Genomic DNA, 18765 nt, shown 5'->3' on the forward strand with positions numbered 1-18765 from the left:
ATGCACGAGGGCGGACCGGCGTCGTGCGCGGCGGTCAGCCCTGCTGCTCGATGAACGCTGTCAGCGCCTCTGGATCCTCGGGGTTGCCCTCAAAGCGCTGGCCGTCGACCAGGACCGTGGGCGTGCCGAAGCGGCCGGAGGCCCCAGCCAACGACGGGTCGGACAGCGCCGCGTCGGTCGAGTCGCGGACCCACCCGTCGAACTCCTGGTCCAGGATGCAAGACCGCACGTCTGAGGAGTCGGCGCCCGCGTCGGCAACTGCGTCGGACAGCGCTTCGACGGTGACGCTGCCCTGGGAAGCGGAGCCCTGCAGGTCGAACAGGGCCTGGTTGACGTCCAGGAAGGCGTCGGGCTGGTTCTCAGCGACACAGACCGCAGCGTTGGCCGCGTTGCTGGAAAAGTCCGTGCCCTGGCTGGCGTTGTCCATCAGCGCCACCGGGTGCACCGCCAGCGAGACGTTGCCGGCCGCGAGCTCGTCGGACAGCATGGGCAGGTTGGCCTGCTCGAACGCCAGGCAGTGCGGGCACTGATAGTCCAGATAGACGCTGACCTGCGGGACACCACCAGCGCTCGCGTTGGCGTCGTCGGCCGTCGCGGACGCGCCGTCCCCGCCAGCCTCATCGCCCGCTGCACCGGCACCGGGGTCGAGCACGATGCCGCCGTCGTCGGTCACGGTCGTCGGGGTCGCGCTCGAGGTCCCGCCCTGGTTGAGCGCGATCGCGGCCACGACGGCGACCACCGCCAGGACGGCAACACCGATGAGGGAGCGGAAGACGACCTTCATCCGCTTCTCCTTGGCGACCGCCTCCTGCTGTTGCTGCCGGACCCGCTCCCGGGCCGACTGTTTCTGGGCGGACTGCTGTTGTGAGTTGTTCTTCTTCTGTGCCATGGGGATTTCTCCTTGGGTATGCCGAGGTGTCAGAGATAGCGCAGGACGTCCAGTCGGAACTGGGCCAGGAGCGCGACGGCCAGGTAGCAGGCCAGGGTCAGCGGGACGAGCCAGGTGAGCAGGTAGGACCCCACCCGTCGGGCTCCGTCGCCGAACACCCCGGCGGCCGCGTTGCGCAGCGTCAGGGTGAGGAAGAGCGGGATCATGACCGCCCAGACGACCATGCACCAGGGGCACAGGGTGCCCAGGACATAGATGCTCTGGCCGATCAGCCAGACCACGAACGCCATGCCTGCGGTCACGCCCAGGTGGAACACCACCCAGAACCATCGGGCGAAGGTGGCTCCGGCCAGCAGCGCCACCCCCACCGCGACGGGCGCGACGAAGCCGGCGAGGCCGAGCAGCGGGTTGGGGAAGCCGAAGGCCGCCCCCTGGTCGGAGGCCAGGTTTGCCCCGCACTGCACGACGATGCTGAAGTCACAACCCAGCACCGCGTCGGCGTCATCGAGCGTCTCGAACTTGGCCAGCACCAGCTCGAACGAGGCCCAGAGCCCGACCAGACCAGCCAGGATCAGGAAGGGCGCGAGCAGGCGACGGTCGCTGCGGCTGGTGCCCGGACTCACTGGTCGGCGCCTCGCCGTCGGACCACGGCGAACACCCCCAGCGCAGCGAGGAGCACGACGAGGCCGATCACGATCGGGGTCCACGGCACACCGCCGTCGTCCGACTCGGTTTCATTCGCGCCGCTGTCCTGCGCCGGCTCGCTCGCCGTGGTCGGTGCCGCCTCTGCGGTGGTCGGTGCCGCCTCTTCGGTCGTGGGCTCCGGCTGCTCCGTGGACTCGGTCGCTTCGGAGCTCTCCTCCACGGTGGTCGGTGCTGAGTCCGCAGGTGCTGTGCTCGGGGTCGCGTCCGCGGGAGCCGGCTCGGTCGTCTCGGCGGCAGGGGCGTCAACCGTGAACGGGATGACCCCCGAGATGGGGTGACCGTCCGAGGAGGTGACGCGCCAGCTGACCTCGTAGGAGCCGCTGGGTAGGGCCTCCGCCAGCGGCACGGTGACGCCCGTGCCGTCAACGGCCAACTCGCCGGTCTCCCAGGTCGCGCCGTCGCTGTCGGTGACGACGGCGGCGGCGCCCAGCTCGAGCACCTCCGCAGAGAAGGTCAGCTGCACCTGCGTCAGTGGCTCGGTGAGGGTCTCGCCCTCGGCGGGACTGCTGTCGGTCAGGGTGTCGTGGGCGTGGGCCGCAGAGCCGGTGCCGATCAGCACCGTGCTCATGAGCAGGGCGGCCAGTGCGCGCCAGATGAGGTGAGGGGTGGAAGGGGCGGGGCGCGTCGCAGCGCGCCGGAAAGTGGTGTGCATGGGTTGTCCTCTGGGCAGGCTCCGCCCCGTGGAGGCAACAGGTCGTCACCTCGGGTGCGGAGACGTCGGAAGGCGCCGACGGTCCGGACACCAGGAGGCACCGGCCGCGACGCTAGGGAGTCGGAACTGCCAGAGGAGTTGGGGGTCCGCGGCGCGCGACGGAGGCCTGCACCAGCAGGCGTGTGGTGGGCACCCAGGCCCGCTCGTCGGCCAGCGGGGCCGACGGAGCGGTGGGGCGGGCAGGTTGGGGGACGACCGGCGACAGGAAGCGCCAGGTCAGGCGCTGCACAGAAGACCGGATCCGCGTGAGGATCAGCTCACCGTGGCGCAGGGCAGCCGCGGTCAGCACGGCCGCTGCCACGTGGGCCAGCACCATCCAGACGGAGGTGGCGCCCGCGTCCACGGGCGTGCTCATCGCGTGGTGGGCGTGTGCCCCGGCGGAGCCAGCAGCGCCCAGGTCGGTGGCGCCGAGCATGAACAGGTTGTGGAAGAGTACCTGGCTCGCGCCGACCGACAGCAGCAAGCGGATCGAGGGCAGGCGCACCCCGGCGAGCAGGATGCACACGCCGAGGGCGAGCAGCAGGGGGACGACCAGGCCCGGCAGCGCCGGCATCGCGCCGCCGGCCATGAGGTGGAAGAGCAGGGCGATCGCGGTGGACACGCCGGCCGCAGAACTGCCCCGGATCAGTGCGCGACGCTGGGCTGGTGCCCAGGGGTTGCGCGCCTCGTCCATGCCTCCATGCTACGTATGCCGCGCCCTGGCCTGGTCCTCGACCCTCACCCGTGCGGTGGCTGGGGGCGTCCCGGTCATGCTTGGGATCGTGCGGAGGCGGGGCGGCGTGGGGCGAACGATGAGTTCCACGCAGGGGCTGGGTCACCACTGGCAGGGGCAGCCGAACGACGGCGCCCACCACGAAGGAGACGATCCAGATGACCACGCTCGGCAGCATCATGCTCGGCACCAGGGACCCGGACCGGTTGCACAGGTGGTACACCGCCGTGCTCCCACCCGACAGCGACGACGTCCAGGGCGACTACCGGATCCTGGGGTATGGCGGGTTCCATCTCTTCATCGATGCTCGCGACGATGTGCAGGAGAGCCACCCGGACCCGGCCAGGACCCTGCTCAACTTCGACGTCGATGACGCCCGGGCGGTGGTCGAGCGCATGGAGGCGGCGGGCACCACCTGGGTGGCTCCGTTGGATGACCGCGGCGGCAGCCTGTTCGCCACGGCGCAGGACCCGGACGGCAACTATGTCCAGGTCATCCAGCTCAGCCCGGAGGACCTGGCGCAGATGCAGGCCAACCAGACCGGGACGCGGCCACCGGTGGGCATGGTCGTCGGTGAGGTGTTCAGCGGCTTCTCGGTCGACGACCTCGCCGCTGCCCGCTCGTTCTATGCCGACACGCTCGGACTGCGGGTGGACACCGGACCCGAGGCGATGCCCCTGCTCTTCCTGGACGCCGGAGGTCGCAAGATCCTCATCTATGAGAAGGGCGAGGCGCACGCCCCGGCCAATTACACCGTGCTCAACCTGCCCGTGCTGGATGTGGAGGCCGCTGTTCGCGACCTTGCCGAGCGCGGCGTGGAGTTCCTGCGCTATGACGGCATGGACCAGGACGACCTGGGCATCAGCCGCGGTGGCGGGCCACTGATCGCCTGGCTCAAGGACCCGGCCGGCAACGTGCTGTCGGTGATTGAGCGAGGGTGATCCGATGACAGGTCCGAGCACGAGGCCGCTCACCGCGGCCGATGAGCACCTGCTGAGGGTCGCGACGCTCGGCAATCTCAACTGGGCCGAGGATCGCTTCACGATGCGGGACGTGACGGATCGTCCGGAGTTCGCCCATTACACGCGTCTGGACCAGGGCCGCGGGGACCTCGGATTCGTCGCCGAGGACGGCGACCGGGCTGTCGGCGTGGTCTGGGCACTCTTCCTGCCGAGTGACGACGGGGGCTTCGGCTTCGTGGACTCGCTGACTCCAGAGTTGAGCCTGTGGGTCCACGCCGACGACCGGGGCCGCGGCGTGGGCAGGCACCTGCTGCAGTCCCTGAAGACTGAGGCCGCACGCCGCGGGATCTCCGGCATCAGCCTGTCGGTGGAGAGGGGGAACGTCGCCAGGCACCTCTACGAGAGCGAGGGCTTCCAGGCGGTCCCGGGCAGGGAATCGGACGGGGTGCTGGTCTGGACCCCGTGATCACTGCGGCCCCCCCTGATCAGCGGTCAGGGCGCCATGGTCGCGGTGGCGGTGGCAGTGGCCGTGGACACGTCGCCCTCACCGCGGGTGGCACCGCCGATGACAAACTCCCCGATCACCGTCTCGCCGTCGGACTCATAGACCGGGACGCTGAACGTCTGGCCCGCGCGCTCCTCCTGCATCTTCAGCGCGTGCTCGGGGGAGGTCGGCTCGGGGCCAACCGCGGCGTTCATCTCCGCCACGGAGGCGTAGCCGGTCTGACCGTTCGTGGCGATCGCGGAGATCAGGTCCGGCTCGCCGTTTTCGTTTTGGACGCCATAGGTCTGGCCCTTGGCGTTGACGCCCCACTCGGTCACCTCCGTGCTGACATAGGCGGTGGTGACTTGCCAGCGCGCACCGTCGGCGGCCCGGATCTCGATCGTGTCCGTGCCCTCGGCCAGGTCGATGACATAGGGCGCCACCACGAAGTCCTCCTCGGTGACGCTCTCCTCACGCGCATCGCTGGCGTCACAGATCATGCTGGCACCATCGGGATAGGTGAACTCACCCGCACTCAGACAGTCCAGCACCATGGCCACACCAGTGGCGCCCGTCGGCTTCTCGCCGAGCTCGACGGTGGTGGTTCCGGCCTTCGTCACGGTGATGGGCTCGCTGAGGTGGGTCACGCGCGTCCCGCCGGGCATCACGTTCGCGTCGTTGGTGACCGGCTCTGAGGGATCGGCGGTCGCAACGACGCCTCCGCCACCAGGCCCGACCTCGGCGGTCTCGGGCAACAGTTGCGTGGCAAGCGGGACGGCGAGAGCAAACACCGCGACTCCCACGACCCCACCGACGACACTGTGGCGCCGCCGGGTGCGACGCACGCGCGCGCCGATCTGCTCGAACCGGTCCACCGGATCCATCAGGTCCGGGGGCAGGTCGCGCAACTGCTCGATGATGCGGTCGGTGTCCTTCACAGCTCCTCCTCCACAAGCACGTCCTGGCCGATGACCTCGCGCAGCCGGGCCAGGCCCTTGGCGGTCTGGCTCTTCACCGTCCCCGCGGAGCAGCCCATGATCTCGGCCACCGCAGCCACGGGCAGGTCATCGAAATAGCGCAGCACCACGGCCTGCCGCTGGCGCAGCGGCAGCTGGGCCAGTGCCTCAGCCAGCACCAGGCGGTCGGTGACCGATCCGCTCGGGTCAGCGTCGGCATACAGATCGGTCTGTATGCCGTCACTCGCCGAGGCGAGATCCGTCGGCTTCTCGCGGGTCCAGAACCGCGCCTTCCAACTGGCGTTGGTGCGCACCATCACCTGGCGGACATAGGCCTCGGGGTGGCCCTGACTGACCCGTGACCAGTGCGGCCACGTGCGCGCCAGAGCGGTCTGCAGGAGGTCCTCGGCGCCCGCCGCGTCACCGGTCAGCATCCAGGCGGTGCGCAGCAGGGACGGTGACCGTCCGACCACGAACTCCCGGAACCCGTCCGGCTCACGCATGTGGGCCTCCTTGCCTCATGCCCATCTAACCGGCTGGGTCCCGCGATCGGTTGCCCGTCAGCGCAGGTGACTGGCCCCGTTGAAGTCGACGACGGCTCCGGAGACCCACTCGGCGCCGGGCTCGGCCAGGGCACAAATGGCGGCGGCCACCTCCGGCGCGGTGGCGACCCGCCCGAACGGGCTCTGGGCACGGATCGCATCACCAGAGTCGCCCTCGAGCAGGCCAGCAGCCATGTCCGTGGCGATGAACCCCGGCGCGATGGACACCACGCCGATGCCGTGCGGAGCCAGCGCGACGGCCATCGACTGGCCGAAGGCGTGCAGACCTGCCTTGCTGGCGCCATAGGCGGGGATGTCCGGCTCCCCGCGATAGGCCCCGCGCGAGCCCACATTGACGACCCGCCCGGCGGGGTTGCCCTCAGCCGGCGGCACCTCCAACATGTGGCGCGCCACGCAGAAGGTGAGGTTGGCCGGCCCCATCAGGTTGGTCTCCAGCGTGGTCCGCCAGACGCGCACCCAGCTGTCGTAGTCGGTGTCGGTGATGCGGTGGTCGCCCCGCCTGCTCCCGCCGCCCTGCGGGTCGAGGAAGAGCGCGGCGTTGTTGACCAGCACGTCGATCCGACCCAGGATCTCGGCTGCACCGGCGGCCAGGGCCTGGGTCTCCTCGGGGGAGGAGAGGTCCGCCTGCTGTATGCCGTGCCCCTCACCCGGGAGGGAGTCGAGCACCTCACGGGCGCGGTCCTCGGCGCCGCGAAAATGGACCACGACCCGGTCGCCGCGCGCGGCGAAGGCTCTTGCCGTGGCCGCTCCGACGCCTCGTGATGCCCCGGTGACCAGAACGCCCCTGCCGCTGTGCTTGTCCATGGCGCCCAGCCTAGGGTGGGAATCCTGAGGCCGGGTTGCTCGTTGGACCCTGCGAGCACCCGTGGCGCGCCCGCGCCCCGCACGAACGGAGCCGACCATGGCACACGCTGCACGCCGACCCCTGCGTTGGGGCGCCCTGATGGGTGTTGCCTCCGCGATCCGATCCGCCAGCCGTCCGGGAGCGCCGGGTGTGGGGGAGCGCCTGGCCGCCCTCCCGCGGATGGTGCGCGCGATCATGACCAGGAAGTACAGCGGCGTCGACGGCTCCAAACTGCTGATGATGCTGGCCGCGGTCGGTTATGTCGTCAGCCCGATCGACCTGATGCCCGAGGCCATGCTGTTCATCGCCGGCCTCGGCGACGACGCCCTCGTCGTCGGCTGGCTCGCGGTGACGATCATCAACGCGACTGACGACTTCCTCGACTGGGAGCGCACCGGCGACTTCATCCCCGGTCAGGTCTACGACACGACCGGCCAGCAGCCCCCGCACTACGACGTCATCTGACGGCCACGCCGCGGCGACACTGGAGCACTGCCACGCCGCAGCGACAACGGAGCACTGACACGGGACGGGTGGCTGAGTCATCTCCTGACTCAGCCACCCGTGGTGTGTCCAGGCGTGTCTGAGGCGTAATTCGGTTGCCGTCGGACCCCGCTGACGCGCACCATTTAGAGTGGCGCCGATGAGTCGGGCGGCCAACGGTGGTCTGCACCGTGAGCATCACCCATCCCACCCATGACGGAGGAACCTCTATGTCTACGCGCACGCCTGCCGCGGCCGCGAACAGCCCCGCCGTGTCAGAGCGCACCCCCGCCGTCGTGATGTGGCTGGTGGCCGCAGCGTTCGTGGTGATCCTCAACGAGACGATCATGATGAACGCCATTCCCCAGCTGATGGTGGGGTTGGACATTGACGAGGCCGCAGCGCAGTGGCTGTCCACCGCGTTCCTGCTGACGATGGCCGCGGTCATCCCGGTGACCGGCTGGTTCCTGCAGCGGGTCAGCACCCGCGCCGCCTTCGCGACCGCGATGAGCGTCTTCATCATCGGCACGGCCCTGGCGACGATCGCCCCGACCTATCCGGTCCTGCTCGCCGCACGGATCATCCAGGCGTCCGGCACCGCGGTGATGATGCCGCTGCTGATGACGACCCTGATGACCGTCGTGCCGCAGTCGAACCGCGGCCGCGTCATGGGCAACGTCACGCTGGTGATGTCAGTGGCACCAGCCCTCGGGCCCGCCGTGTCGGGCCTGCTGCTGGGACTCGGCTCGTGGCGCTTCATGTTCCTCACCGTGCTGCCGATCGCCGTGGTCGTCACGATCCTGGCGCTGCGCAAGCTGCCCAATGTCGGGGAGCCGCAGCAGGTCAGCATCGACTGGCTCAGCGTGGTCGTGGCCGCGCTCGGCTTCGGTGGGCTGGTGTTCGGGCTGAGCCGGTTTGGTCAGGGCCTGGGTGCCCAGCCGTGGGTGATGGTCGGAGTCAGCGTGCTCGCCATCCTCGGCTTCGTGCTCCGTCAGTTGCACCTGCAGCGCCGGGGCAACCCGCTGCTGGACCTGCGCACCTTCCGCCGCCCGGTGTTCACCAAGGCCGTGGTGCTATTGTCCGTGTCCTTCATGGCGATGCTCGGCGCCATGATGCTGCTGCCGCTCTATCTGCAGCAGGCACGGGGCCTCTCCGCACTGGAGGCCGGTCTGATGGTGATGCCCGGTGGCATCGCGATGGGCCTGCTCGGCCCGCGCGTGGGCCACATCTTCGACCGGTTCGGCAGCCGTCTGCTGATCATCCCCGGCGCGGTGGGCATCGCGCTCGCGATGGGGTCGCTCACCCTGATCGACATCAACACGCCCTACTGGCAGATCCTGGTCGCCCACCTGGTCCTGATGATCAGCCTGGCCGGGGTGTTCACTCCGACGTTCACGCTGGGGCTGGGCGACGTGCCGGCGCATCTGTACTCCCACGCGAGCTCGCTGCTGGGCACTCTCCAGCAGGTGGCCGGGGCTCTCGGCACCGCGATCGTGATCACGATCATGACTGCCCAGGCCAACCGGCTGGTCGCTGGTGGCACCCCGCCGCTCGAGGCGACAGTCGAGGGCATGCGCTGGGGCTTTGTGTTCGGCGCAGTCATTGCGCTGGTCGTGGTCGGTCTGGTGCTGTTGATGCCCAACCGGCTGCCAGACAGTGAGCCGGAGGTGGAGTCTGCGGGGGAGCAGGAGGGTGAGCTCGCCGAGGAGATGCCGGACCTTGGTGTCGCGGAAGCCCTTCCCGTCCACGGGGATCCCCACTAGGGTGACCGTGGAGTTGCGCGGAGGCGGAGCAACTCCACGGCGTCCCGTGAGGCACGCGGGGGCGCATCCCGTGACCGCCTGACCAAAGAGGTGCCCGATGTCCGTTCCCCCTTCCCCGCACGACTCTCCAACCGGGAGCAATCCCTCCTCAGGCGCGGGCGGCCATGCTCCGCCACCGCCTCCCGGTGACTTCCAGCAACAGCCTCCGCAGGGTGGGCACCAGCCTCCGCCCCCGCCTCCGGGTGGCTACCAGCAACAGCCTCCGCAGGGTGGCTACCAGCAGCAGCCTCCGCCGCCCCAGGGTGGCTACCAGCAGCAGCCTCCGCAGGGTGGCTACCAGGCCGCGCCCGGTCCGCACTACGCTGCGGCAGGCGGCGGAGTTGGCCAGCCAGCCGAGCTGATGGACCGGTTTCTCGCCCGCCTCATCGACTACGTGATCCTGTTTGTCTTCAACATGCTCGTGATCGGCTTCCTGCTCATCAGCGTCATCATGGGCAGCTCCGCCGGCATGTTCGGCTTCGGCGGGGGCGGTTTCCTGTCGGGCGTGGTCAGCTCGGTGCTGTTCTCCGCTGTCTACCTGGGCTATTTCGCCTATCTGGAGTCCAGCCGCGGGCAGACCGTGGGCAAGATGCTCATGAAGCTGCAGACACGTGGCCCCGGCGGCGGCAAGCCGACCATGGAGCAGGCCGTGCGCCGCAACATCTGGGTCGCCCTGGGCATCCTCGGGGTCATCCCGTTCATCGGCGGGTTCATCGGTGGCCTGGCCCAGCTGGCAGCGGTGATCCTCATCGCGGTCGGCATCAGCGGTGACACCGCCGGCCGGCGCGGCTGGCACGACACGTTTGCCGGAGGCACGCAGGTCGTCAAGATCGGCTGAGCCACACCACGCTCGACGCACAGAACCGGCGGGCCATGGGCTCGCCGGTTCCGTGTCTGTCAGGCGTGCGAGACCGCTACGAGGATGCGGGTCAGGCGTACGAAACCTTTACGAAAATGCGGGTCAGGCGTGCGAGACCTCTATCAAAATGCGGGTGGGGCGTGCGAGACCTTTATTAATTTGCGCCGGTGGCCTCATCCTCCGCCTCGGCGGCGGCAGCAGCGCGCAGCTGCTTGTCCGTCGGTGCGCTGCGGCCCAGCTCGACCGGCAGCTCCGGGGCGTCCGATCCGAGCACGTGCTCGGTCAGGAAGCCGGAGACCACCTGATACCAGATCTTCGCGTGCTGAGGCGTGAGGATCCAGTGGTTCTCGTTGGGGAAATACAGGAAGCGGTGCACGGTTGATCCGTCATCAGCGGCGGGTCGACCGGAGTGGGCGAGCAGTTCATACCAGAGCCGCAGGCCCTCACCGATCGGGACGCGATAGTCCTTGTCGCCGTGGATCACCAGCACCGGAGTGACGATCTTGTCCACCGACAGGTGCGGGCTGTTGGCCTCGCCCATCTCGCGGGTCATCTCCCGCTGCCAGAAGAACGACGCGTCGGTCGTGGGACCGAACTGGTCCAGGGCCCAGAGTGAGGCGTGCGTGACGATCGCCTTGAACCGATCCGTGTGTCCCGCAACCCAGTTGGCCATGTAGCCACCGAACGACCCGCCCATTGCGGCCGTGCGGGTCTCGTCGATGTCATCGCGGGCCACCACGTGGTCGGTGATCGACATCAGGTCCTCATAAGGCGCCTTCCCCCACGAGCCCCAGCCGCGCTGGATGAAGTCCCGGCCATAGCCGGTGGACAGCGCGGGGTCCGGCATCAGCACGGCATAGCCCTGGGCGGTCAGCAGCCACGGGTTCCAGCGCCAGGTCCATGCGTTCCACGAGCCGAGCGGCCCGCCGTGGATCCAGAGCAGCAACGGGTGGGGCCCCTCGCCCTCGGGCAGGGCCAGCCAACCGCGCACCCGGGTGCCGTCGGCGGCCGTGGTCTCGACATCCTCCAGGCGACCGGGGATCTCCGGACGCTCGACCGGGCCGGGCAGCGGGGTTGCCTCGCCGGTGCCCAGGGCGATCGACACGACCTCGGCGGGGAAGAGATAACTGGACCGCACGGCATACGCCGTCGTGCCGTCGGGGGCGACGACGACCTCGCTGTAGGCCGAGTCGTCCGTCGTCACCTGGCGCACCGCCCCGGTGGCCACCTCGATCGAGAAGATGGGGGAGCGGCCGTTGTCGTCGGCGATGACCAGGACGTTCTGGCCGTCCGGCAGCCAGGCAGCAGGGCTGGCCCAACGGTCCCAGTCGGCCGCGAGCGGGCTCAGCTCACTGGAGGCCAGGTCCAGCACGTGCAGCTGCGGCGCCGGCGCCTGCTCGGGGGTGCTCTTGCGGTCGACGACGATGACGGCCCGGGTGCTGTCCGGGCTGATCAGCGCGCCATAGAACTCGTGGTCCGGCTCGTCGCACAGGACGGTCTGCTCGCCGGTGGCCAGGTCGATGCGCACCAGCTGGCTGCGCTGGTCGCCGCGAGCCTCGGGCACGGTCAGCGACACCAGCGCGAAGGTCCCGTCCGGGCTGACCACGGGGGCGCCGTCGCGCATCCGGGCGCCGACGCCCTCGCTGACCCGGCGCAGCTGCAGCGGGGCCACGTGGTCGGTCGTGGTGGGTCGCTTCGGCGTCTCGTCCGCAGCCGGCTCGGCCACGAACAGCTGCGGTGCGCTCGGCCCGAGGTCGGCATCCCAGTGCCGCACCGGATAGCCGTCGTGCAGGATCGCCTGCACGCCACCGTCCTTGCGCGCCTTGTGAATTGCGGCATGCGTCTTCTCATCGGTGGCGCCCGGCAGCTGGCTGGCCACGACCACGGTCACGTCGGCGTCGTGGGCGCACAGGACCTGGCCGACGCCACCGGGGCGGGACAGCACCACGCGGGCCTCACCGCCGCCGGCCGGGATCTCCCACAGGGCCGCCTCGGGAGTGTCCTCGTCGGCCTCCGGGTCGGGGCGGGCCGAGGTGAAATAGAGCGTGCCCGTGCTGCTGAACGCGGCGCCGGCCTCGCCCTTGGCGCTGCGGGTGATGCGGTATGCCGACTGCTCGCCCCGCGGGTCCAGCCCCCAGAGTGCGGTGGCATAGCCGGTGCCGGCCTTGGTGATGGTGGACACGGTGGTCACCAGACGCGTCCCGTCGGGGCTGAGTGCCAGGCCCCCGAGGCGCGGCATCGCGACATACTGGTCGAGGTCATGGAAAATCGTGGAAGACGTCTGTGGCTCCGAACTCATACGGTCTTTCCTATCACTGCGCGGCCCCACAAAGATCAACGGCGCCCGTGCTGACTGATGTGCGCTGGCTGATCGGCACGCCGTGGGGTGCCAGGTGACCCGCCCCAGAGGTGACGGGCACGGCATACTGAGGGGCCGGGGAATCTGTGGCGCACCCGCGGCGTTGTGCGTGTAGAAGATCTGAGGAGGACTTTCGTGATCGAGCCGAGTTCGCTGTACCGCCTGGAGACCGACTCCGCGAGGCAGCCGCTGCATGCCCCCCTGCTCCACGTCTCGCTGGAGGGGTTCATGGACGCGGGCAACGTGCGCAGCCAGGTGACTGAGCACCTGCTGGAGCACCTGGAGCACACGGTCGTTGCGTCCTTCGACATGGACAGCCTGATCGACTACCGCGCGCGGCGTCCCCAGATGACCTTTGACCGCGACAACTACTCGACCTTCGAGGACCCGTCGCTGATCCTCTATCGCGTGATCGACCGCTCGGGCGAGCCGTTCCTGCTGCTGGACGGGCTGGAGCCGGACTTCCACTGGGAGGCGTTCGCCGAGGCGGTGCACCAGTTGTGCCTCGGCTTTGGCGTGCGCCGCATGGTGTCCGCACAGGGCGTGCCGATGGCCGTCCCGCACACCCGCCCCATCGGGGTCACCCGCTTTGCCAGCGATCGCGAGCTGATCGGCGACGTCGACCCGCTGTTCGGGACCGTCCAGGTGCCCGGCAGCGCCGAGGCCCTGCTGCACCTCCGCCTGGGCGAGGCCGGCGTGGAGACGATGGGTGCCGCCGTGCACGTGCCGCACTATCTGGCCGAGGCGCGCTTCGGTGACGCCGCCGTCGCGGCGCTCGACACCCTGGTGGGCTTCAGCGGCGCCGACCTGCCCCGCGACCAGCTCGTGGCCGCGGCCGGGCTCAACCGTGCCGACATCGCCAAGGAGCTGACTCAGAACGAGGACGCCGCCGAGGTCGTCTCTGCCCTGGAGCAGCGCTATGACCGGTTCGTCGAGGGCCAGCGCAAGCGCAGCCTGCTCGCGGCCGAGGTCGGCGACCTGCCCAGCGCCGACGAGATCGGGGCCCAGTTCGAGGACTTCCTGCGCGAGCAGACCGACACGGACAGCCCCGAGACGGAATAGTCTTCACACCGACCAACAACAAGGGCCCCGACGCGCACTGCGTGTCGGGGCCCTTGTTGGTGGGGGTATCGCTGACCTCGCGAAGCGGACCTTGCATCTTCCGCCCCCTGCGCGGAAAACCAAGGTCCACTTCGCAAGGTCAGTCGTGCGTGCCCGGCGGCGCCATGGAGCCGCCCACGGTGATGGACTGACGATTCTCCGAGACGACCAATGACACCGGCACCTGAGTGTGCTGGTTCTTGCCGGCCGTGCCCGAGACCAGGAGCGAGGCCTCATAGGTGCCAGGCTCGAGGCCAGTGGGATCCACGGTGAAGGGCACGACTGCCGTGTCTCCGGGCGCCACCGAGCCCGTGTCCTGCGTGAGCTTGAGCCACGGCACGTCGCCCACTGAGGGGGAGTCGGTCGCGATGCGGCGCACGACGCCCTCGACCTGGTCATACGCCCACAAGCTCCCGTCGGGACCGACCTCGAGGCCGGCTCCGCTGAGTTGCTGCGTGCCCGGGTCGGCGATCGTCGAGATCGTTGCACAGGTGCGGGGGTCGATCTGATAGATGGTGTCCGTCTCGGAGTTGGTCGCCATCCACAGAGTGCGATCGAGCGGGTCGAACCCGAGCCCGGAGATCGCCCTGTCCTCAGTGCTGCAGTGAGAGAGCAGAGCACCCGGGGTCTCGAAGGACTGACCGGCGACGGCATAGACAACGCCCTCGTTCCAGCCACCGACATAGAAGATGTCCTCCGCCACGTCATAGGCCAGGCCACGCTGCGAGACCGCCGTCCACTGTTGGCCGTGCACGGTGTAAGCCACCTCACCGGTGTCGGTGTCCCAGCAGTGGATCCCGTTGGCGGTCGGTCCCTCGCCGACGTCGAGCTGGCACATGTTGCCGTCGCCGTCCGGGGCCATGTCCGCCTGCCAGGCGCCGGCCCACGTCGCGTCGTGCACGGTGCCTGTGGGGGTGCCGTCGCGCAGGAACTCCGTGTTGTCACGTGATCGCCCGTCGATGTCGGAGACCCAGACGGTCTCGTCCGTGGTGCCGAGGCCATACCCCTTCGTCACGCCTGCGGCGGGCCACTCGGCGACCACCTCAGCGGGGGACGTTGCCGGAACGTTGTCCGGGCCGTGCTCCGCCAGGGCAAGCCCCTCAGTGGTGCGGGCCAGGGAGTCCTGCGGGTCGGCATACTCCTGGGTGGTCTTCTGCGCGGACGGCTGGTCCTGGACGCTCGGGGCGTGGGACGAGCCCGTCGTGGCCGGCAACGCGCCACTCTCGACCTCCTGGATCTCCCATTTCAGGTCGGCCGTCCCGGTGTTGGTGATGGCCAGCTCGCGATAGGTCGTGCTGTCCTTGCCGATCACGGTGTCGGAGTGTGTCGTCTCGGCGCTCAGTGTCGCGGTCACCAGCTCGTGGTCGAGCGTCAGCACGTCGCCCTCACCGGTGATGGTGACCTGCTCCCGGGACGTGCTGTAGTTGAACCGGTTGGCCGTGACGGTGTAGGTCCCTGGGAACAGCAGGGTGCGGTAGGCGCCGTCGGCACCAGTGCGGGAGCGGCGCACGACGGTGCCGTCCTCGTCCGTGACCACGACCCACGCGTCCGCCACGCCATCGCCGGTGTTGGCGTCGGTCACGGTCCCGGTGACCGAGTCGTTGGCCGGGAGACTGAAATGGATCTGCCGGTCGTTGGACAGGGACCGCTCGCTGTGGGAGAACTGGAAGGCCACCGTGCCGTCAGCGTTCTCCAACCCGACCGTGGCGCCCATGCCGACCTCGTGGCCGTAGGGCTCCTCGTCCAGGTTGCGGTAAGCGAAGGTGATCTCGCCGTTCTCCCACAGGGTGGCCTCGAAGTCCAGGGTCCCCTCGCCGTACCAGAGGTTGACGTCGCGGTATTCGATCACGAACCCGCGGTTGGGTGCCTCGCCGATGACACCGGTGTAGATGCCGCCGTGCTCCTGGATGTCCAACTTGCTCCAGAACGGGTAGACGCCGGCGTTGGGCGCCACCGGGTCGGGCAGCTTGCCGTTGAACCAGGTGCGCGGGCCGACGAAGCTGATCTCGCCGTTGGTGCCCAGGTGGACGCGGGAGTAGCCCACGCCGTAGTGCGTGACCGGGAAGGGCAGGTCGATCGAGGTCGTGTTGTCCTCGCCGCTGAGATCCACGAGGGTGTCGACCTCGACGTAGGCCGCGGGCTCGATGCCACAGGTGTAACCGAAGTCGTCGGTCACCCGCGCCAGGTCGATGTCCTGCGTCAGCGGCCCGTCCACCGTGACCTCGACGCTCTGCGCGGTGGTGCAGTGCGGCAGGTCGGCGGTCAGGGTGTAGGTGTCGACCGGGACGTCGGGGATCGCGTAGTTCCCGTTGGTGTCTGTCGTGACCGCAGGCAGGGGAGTGTCGTCCACGGAGACCGTGGCCCCCGCGAGCGGCTCGCCATCCGAGGTGACCGTGCCGCTGATCGCGTGGGTCGCGGCCACCTCCAGAGCAATGGCCTCGGTCAGGGCACTGTCCTGCGTGATGGTGACGGTCGTGGTGGCTCCGACGAAGCCGAAGGCCGAGGTGACCAGCTGCCACTCGCCGACCGGCAACTCCATCCGGAAGGCGCCGTCGGCCGCGGTCGTCAGGGTGCGCAGGGCCGTGCCCTGGGAGTCACTGGCCACGATCTTGGCTCCCTCGATCGGGGCTCCGTCGGCTGTCGACGTCACGGCTCCGTCGACGAAACCACTGACCGGGTAGGAGAACCGGACCTGGTCATCGTTGGACAGCATCTCCTCGCGGAAGGAGTACTGCACCCCCACCTTGCCCTCGGCGTCCTCGATGCCGATCGAGGACGTGAAGCCCAGCTCCAGCGGGTCCTCAGGGTCGAGGTTGCGATAGGCGAACGTGATGGTGTCGTCCTCCCAGAAGGTCACCTCGAAATCGACCGGCGCGGCGTTGTCGTACTGGCCGATCATGTTGCGGTACTCCACCACCAGGCCGCGGTGCGGGGCCGTGCCGGTGACGGTCGTGAAGACCCCGCCGCCCTCGGCGGGCTTGGCCGCGCGCCAGAAGGGATAGACCGCCGCGTTTGCGCCGGACGTGGAGGGCAGCCGGGTGGGGAAGGCCTGCGCGTTCTCCCCCTGGAAGTTCACGTGGCCGTGCACCGAGACGTAGGCGTGCTCGGTGTAGGTCTGGCCGTAGTAGGTGATCGGGAAGGGCAGGTCGATGGTGGTGGTGGGGTTTGCCGTCGACAGGTCGAGGGGCTGGTCGGCCTCGACGTATGCCGTGGGCTCCAGTGCGCAGGAGTAGCCGTAGGCGTCGGCGGTGCGCACCAGGGCGAAGTCCAGGGTGGTGTTCTCCTCGATCGTGGTGGCGGTGGTCTCGGGGTCGGTGCAGTTGGTGAGGGCAGCAGACACGGTGTAGTCACCCGCGGGGACCTGGATGCTGTAGCTGCCGGTGGGGTCGGTCTGCACCGGCTCCAACGGGGTGTTGGTCACCGCGACGGTCGCGCCATAGACCGGCTCACCGGTCGTGGAGTCGGTGATGGTGCCGCTCACGACGTGGTTGGCCAGGGCCTCCAGCACGAGTTCCGTCGTCGTGCCCTCGCCACCCACCAGGGTGACCGTCGTCGTCGCCGTGGAAAAGCCGAAGAACGAGGCGGTGACGTCCCACTGGCCGTCCGCCAGTGTCACGTCGAAAGTGCCGTCGGCGTCGGTCGTGGTGGTGCGGACCCGGTCGTCCTGGGTGAGCCGGATCGAGGCACCCTCCATGGCGTCACCGCCGTCGTCGGTGACGGTCCCGGTGAGGGTGCCTCCGCGGGGCCCGGCCTCGAGCAGCGCCAGGGCGTCGAGGCGTCCCTCGCCATAGACGTTGTTGTTCTCTGGCGTGCCGCCGCACTGGTCGTCGGGGGTGTCGATTGCGGTGCCGTCGAGCAGGTCGCGGGTGGCCTGGACGTCACCGATCAGGGCGGGGGAGCCCGCCCACAACAGCGCGATCGCACCGGAGACGTGCGGTGCAGCCATGGAGGTGCCGGAGCCGATGACATAGCCCCCACCGGGGAAGGAGGAGCGCACCTCAACGCCGGGGGCGCTGATGTCGGGCTTGATGGTGCCGTCCTGGCCGGGTCCGCGGGAGGAGAACTCGCCCACCACGTTGTCCACGTCGTGCGCGCCGACGGAATAGCTCAGGGTGCGGCTGCCGGGGCTGCCGCTGGTCTCGCACTCGGGGCCGGCGTTCCCGTTGGACCAGACGGCAAAGATGCCGGCGTCCATCCACGCCTGCTGGAGGTCCTCCATGAACGGGTCGTTGGAGGGCAGCGTGCTGCCCCAGGAGTTGTTGATGATGTGTGGCCTCTTGCTGGGGTCCGGGTCCTGCCCGTTCACCCTGGTGGGAGCGAGCATCCACTCCGCCGAGCCGATCAGCGCAGAGTCGTTGGGGCAGCAACCGTTGGCGGCGATCCAGGTGGCACCGGGCGCCACACCGATGTGGTCGTCGCCGTCGGCGCCGAGCATGCTGCCCATTGTGTGGGTGCCGTGTCCGTCGGTGTCGCAGGGCGTGTCTCCGCAGGAGTTCGTGGCGTCGAACCAGTTGTAGTCGTTGTCGACGGTGCCGTCGGTCTGGTGGCCGCGATACTGCTGCGTGAGGGCCGGGTGGGTGTAGTCCACGCCGGTGTCGATGTTGGCGATTGTGATGCCGTCGCCCGTGACGCCGAACTCGTCCCAGACGTCGTCGGCGTTGATGTTGGCCACGCCCCACTCGATCTGGGCTGCAGCGGCCTCCGCCGCCACCTCCTGGGTGACGGGGTCAGGCTCGGTGTAGCTCGTGGGAGCAATGATCGACTCGACAGCAGGCACCGCGGCCAGTTCGGTCGCCAGCTCAGCAGTGCCCTCGTTGACGAAGAGCGAGTTGACCAGCCAGTGGGCTTCATAGTCCACGCCCCGCTCATCGAGCAGGTCGCGGATCGGGCGCTGGGCCTCCTCGGCGCTGTCGCGCAGGGTCTCGTAGACGAACGCACCTCGCTCGTCCCAGTCGGCGATCTCCTGCGCCGCGCTGGTGTCCGGCGCGTCGCCCAGTCTCACCCAGTAGCCGGTGGTCTCATCCTCGACCAGAGCCTGTGTGACGGCGTCCGCGATCTTGGCCTCGGTCGTGGGGGCCTCGCTGGCGGGGGCTTCGGGGTCAGGTGGTGGGGCAGCCGTTGCCGTCGGTGCGGTGACGAGGAGACTCGCAACAAGGGCGATCAGCGCCCAGAACGTGGCGAGACCTCGGATGGACAATGGACTCCTGCTGGACATCAAGAACCTGACTCCTGGGGTTGAGCACGCACAGTGGCTGCCCCCCTTGGGCGCCACGTCGATGCAAAGGAGTTGGGGCGCGGTGCCGCCAACCTGGTGAACACTCGCACCCGGTCGGT

15 protein-coding genes are annotated in these 18765 nt (G+C 69.3%); 6 read left to right on the forward strand and 9 right to left on the reverse strand.

Annotation, left to right across the window (positions count from 1 at the left end):
* Positions 1-34 precede the first annotated feature (34 nt).
* From NF556_RS07280 to NF556_RS07295, 4 genes are all read right to left on the reverse strand, one after another.
* The gene (locus NF556_RS07280) at positions 35-889 is read right to left on the reverse strand and encodes a DsbA family protein (RefSeq protein ID WP_252594935.1); all 855 of its coding nucleotides are present in this window, start codon (positions 887-889) and stop codon (positions 35-37) included.
* A 29-nt stretch (positions 890-918) separates the two neighbouring features.
* Positions 919-1512: a vitamin K epoxide reductase family protein gene (locus NF556_RS07285; RefSeq protein ID WP_252594937.1), complete on the reverse strand. Its 594-nt coding sequence runs from the start codon at positions 1510-1512 to the stop codon at positions 919-921.
* Positions 1509-2246, reverse strand: a complete 738-nt coding sequence (locus tag NF556_RS07290; RefSeq protein ID WP_252594939.1) for a copper resistance CopC family protein — start codon at positions 2244-2246, stop codon at positions 1509-1511. The genes NF556_RS07285 and NF556_RS07290 overlap by 4 nt, the downstream gene beginning before the upstream one ends.
* A gap of 112 nt (positions 2247-2358) precedes the next feature.
* Entirely contained in the window at positions 2359-2979 is a 621-nt protein-coding gene (locus NF556_RS07295; RefSeq protein ID WP_252594941.1) for a hypothetical protein, read from the reverse strand.
* 197 nt (positions 2980-3176) lie between these two features.
* Between NF556_RS07295 and NF556_RS21490 the strand changes: the two genes are divergently transcribed.
* Together NF556_RS21490 and NF556_RS07310 are read left to right on the forward strand one after the other, a co-directional pair.
* Positions 3177-3959, forward strand: a complete 783-nt coding sequence (locus tag NF556_RS21490; RefSeq protein WP_306271126.1) for a VOC family protein — start codon at positions 3177-3179, stop codon at positions 3957-3959.
* A 4-nt stretch (positions 3960-3963) separates the two neighbouring features.
* On the forward strand, positions 3964-4446 hold the full coding sequence (locus tag NF556_RS07310) for a GNAT family N-acetyltransferase (protein ID WP_252594943.1): 483 nt from the start codon (positions 3964-3966) through the stop codon (positions 4444-4446).
* A 26-nt stretch (positions 4447-4472) separates the two neighbouring features.
* On the opposite strand, the gene NF556_RS07315 is transcribed toward NF556_RS07310, so the two are convergent.
* The 3 genes from NF556_RS07315 to NF556_RS07325 are packed head-to-tail and all read right to left on the reverse strand — an operon-like array spanning position 4473 to position 6787.
* The gene (locus NF556_RS07315) at positions 4473-5402 is read right to left on the reverse strand and encodes a hypothetical protein (RefSeq protein WP_252594945.1); all 930 of its coding nucleotides are present in this window, start codon (positions 5400-5402) and stop codon (positions 4473-4475) included.
* Positions 5399-5923 carry a SigE family RNA polymerase sigma factor gene (locus NF556_RS07320; RefSeq protein WP_252594946.1) on the reverse strand — a complete coding sequence of 175 codons (525 nt, stop codon included), beginning with the start codon at positions 5921-5923 and terminating at the stop codon, positions 5399-5401. The genes NF556_RS07315 and NF556_RS07320 overlap by 4 nt, the downstream gene beginning before the upstream one ends.
* A gap of 57 nt (positions 5924-5980) precedes the next feature.
* Positions 5981-6787 (reverse strand): SDR family NAD(P)-dependent oxidoreductase, encoded by an 807-nt coding sequence (locus tag NF556_RS07325; RefSeq protein WP_252594948.1) that lies wholly within the window; start codon positions 6785-6787, stop codon positions 5981-5983.
* A gap of 97 nt (positions 6788-6884) precedes the next feature.
* On the opposite strand from NF556_RS07325, the gene NF556_RS07330 reads away from it, so the two are divergent.
* The 3 genes from NF556_RS07330 (at position 6885) to NF556_RS07340 (ending at position 9950) form a co-directional block, all read left to right on the forward strand.
* Positions 6885-7292: a YkvA family protein gene (locus NF556_RS07330; RefSeq protein ID WP_252594950.1), complete on the forward strand. Its 408-nt coding sequence runs from the start codon at positions 6885-6887 to the stop codon at positions 7290-7292.
* 248 nt (positions 7293-7540) lie between these two features.
* On the forward strand, positions 7541-9073 hold the full coding sequence (locus NF556_RS07335; RefSeq protein ID WP_252594952.1) for an MDR family MFS transporter: 1533 nt from the start codon (positions 7541-7543) through the stop codon (positions 9071-9073).
* 400 nt (positions 9074-9473) lie between these two features.
* Positions 9474-9950 (forward strand): RDD family protein, encoded by a 477-nt coding sequence (locus NF556_RS07340; protein WP_252594954.1) that lies wholly within the window; start codon positions 9474-9476, stop codon positions 9948-9950.
* Between the two features lie 175 nt (positions 9951-10125).
* On the opposite strand, the gene NF556_RS07345 is transcribed toward NF556_RS07340, so the two are convergent.
* Positions 10126-12270: a S9 family peptidase gene (locus NF556_RS07345; protein ID WP_252594956.1), complete on the reverse strand. Its 2145-nt coding sequence runs from the start codon at positions 12268-12270 to the stop codon at positions 10126-10128.
* A 195-nt stretch (positions 12271-12465) separates the two neighbouring features.
* Between NF556_RS07345 and NF556_RS07350 the strand changes: the two genes are divergently transcribed.
* Positions 12466-13392 (forward strand): PAC2 family protein, encoded by a 927-nt coding sequence (locus tag NF556_RS07350; protein WP_252594958.1) that lies wholly within the window; start codon positions 12466-12468, stop codon positions 13390-13392.
* A 139-nt stretch (positions 13393-13531) separates the two neighbouring features.
* Here the strand turns inward: NF556_RS07350 and NF556_RS07355 are convergent, their stop codons facing one another.
* Positions 13532-18646: a carboxypeptidase regulatory-like domain-containing protein gene (locus NF556_RS07355; RefSeq protein ID WP_252594960.1), complete on the reverse strand. Its 5115-nt coding sequence runs from the start codon at positions 18644-18646 to the stop codon at positions 13532-13534.
* Positions 18647-18765: the final 119 nt, after the last annotated feature.

It is taken from the genome of Ornithinimicrobium faecis, assembly GCF_023923225.1.
GTDB lineage: Bacteria > Actinomycetota > Actinomycetes > Actinomycetales > Dermatophilaceae > Ornithinicoccus > Ornithinicoccus faecis.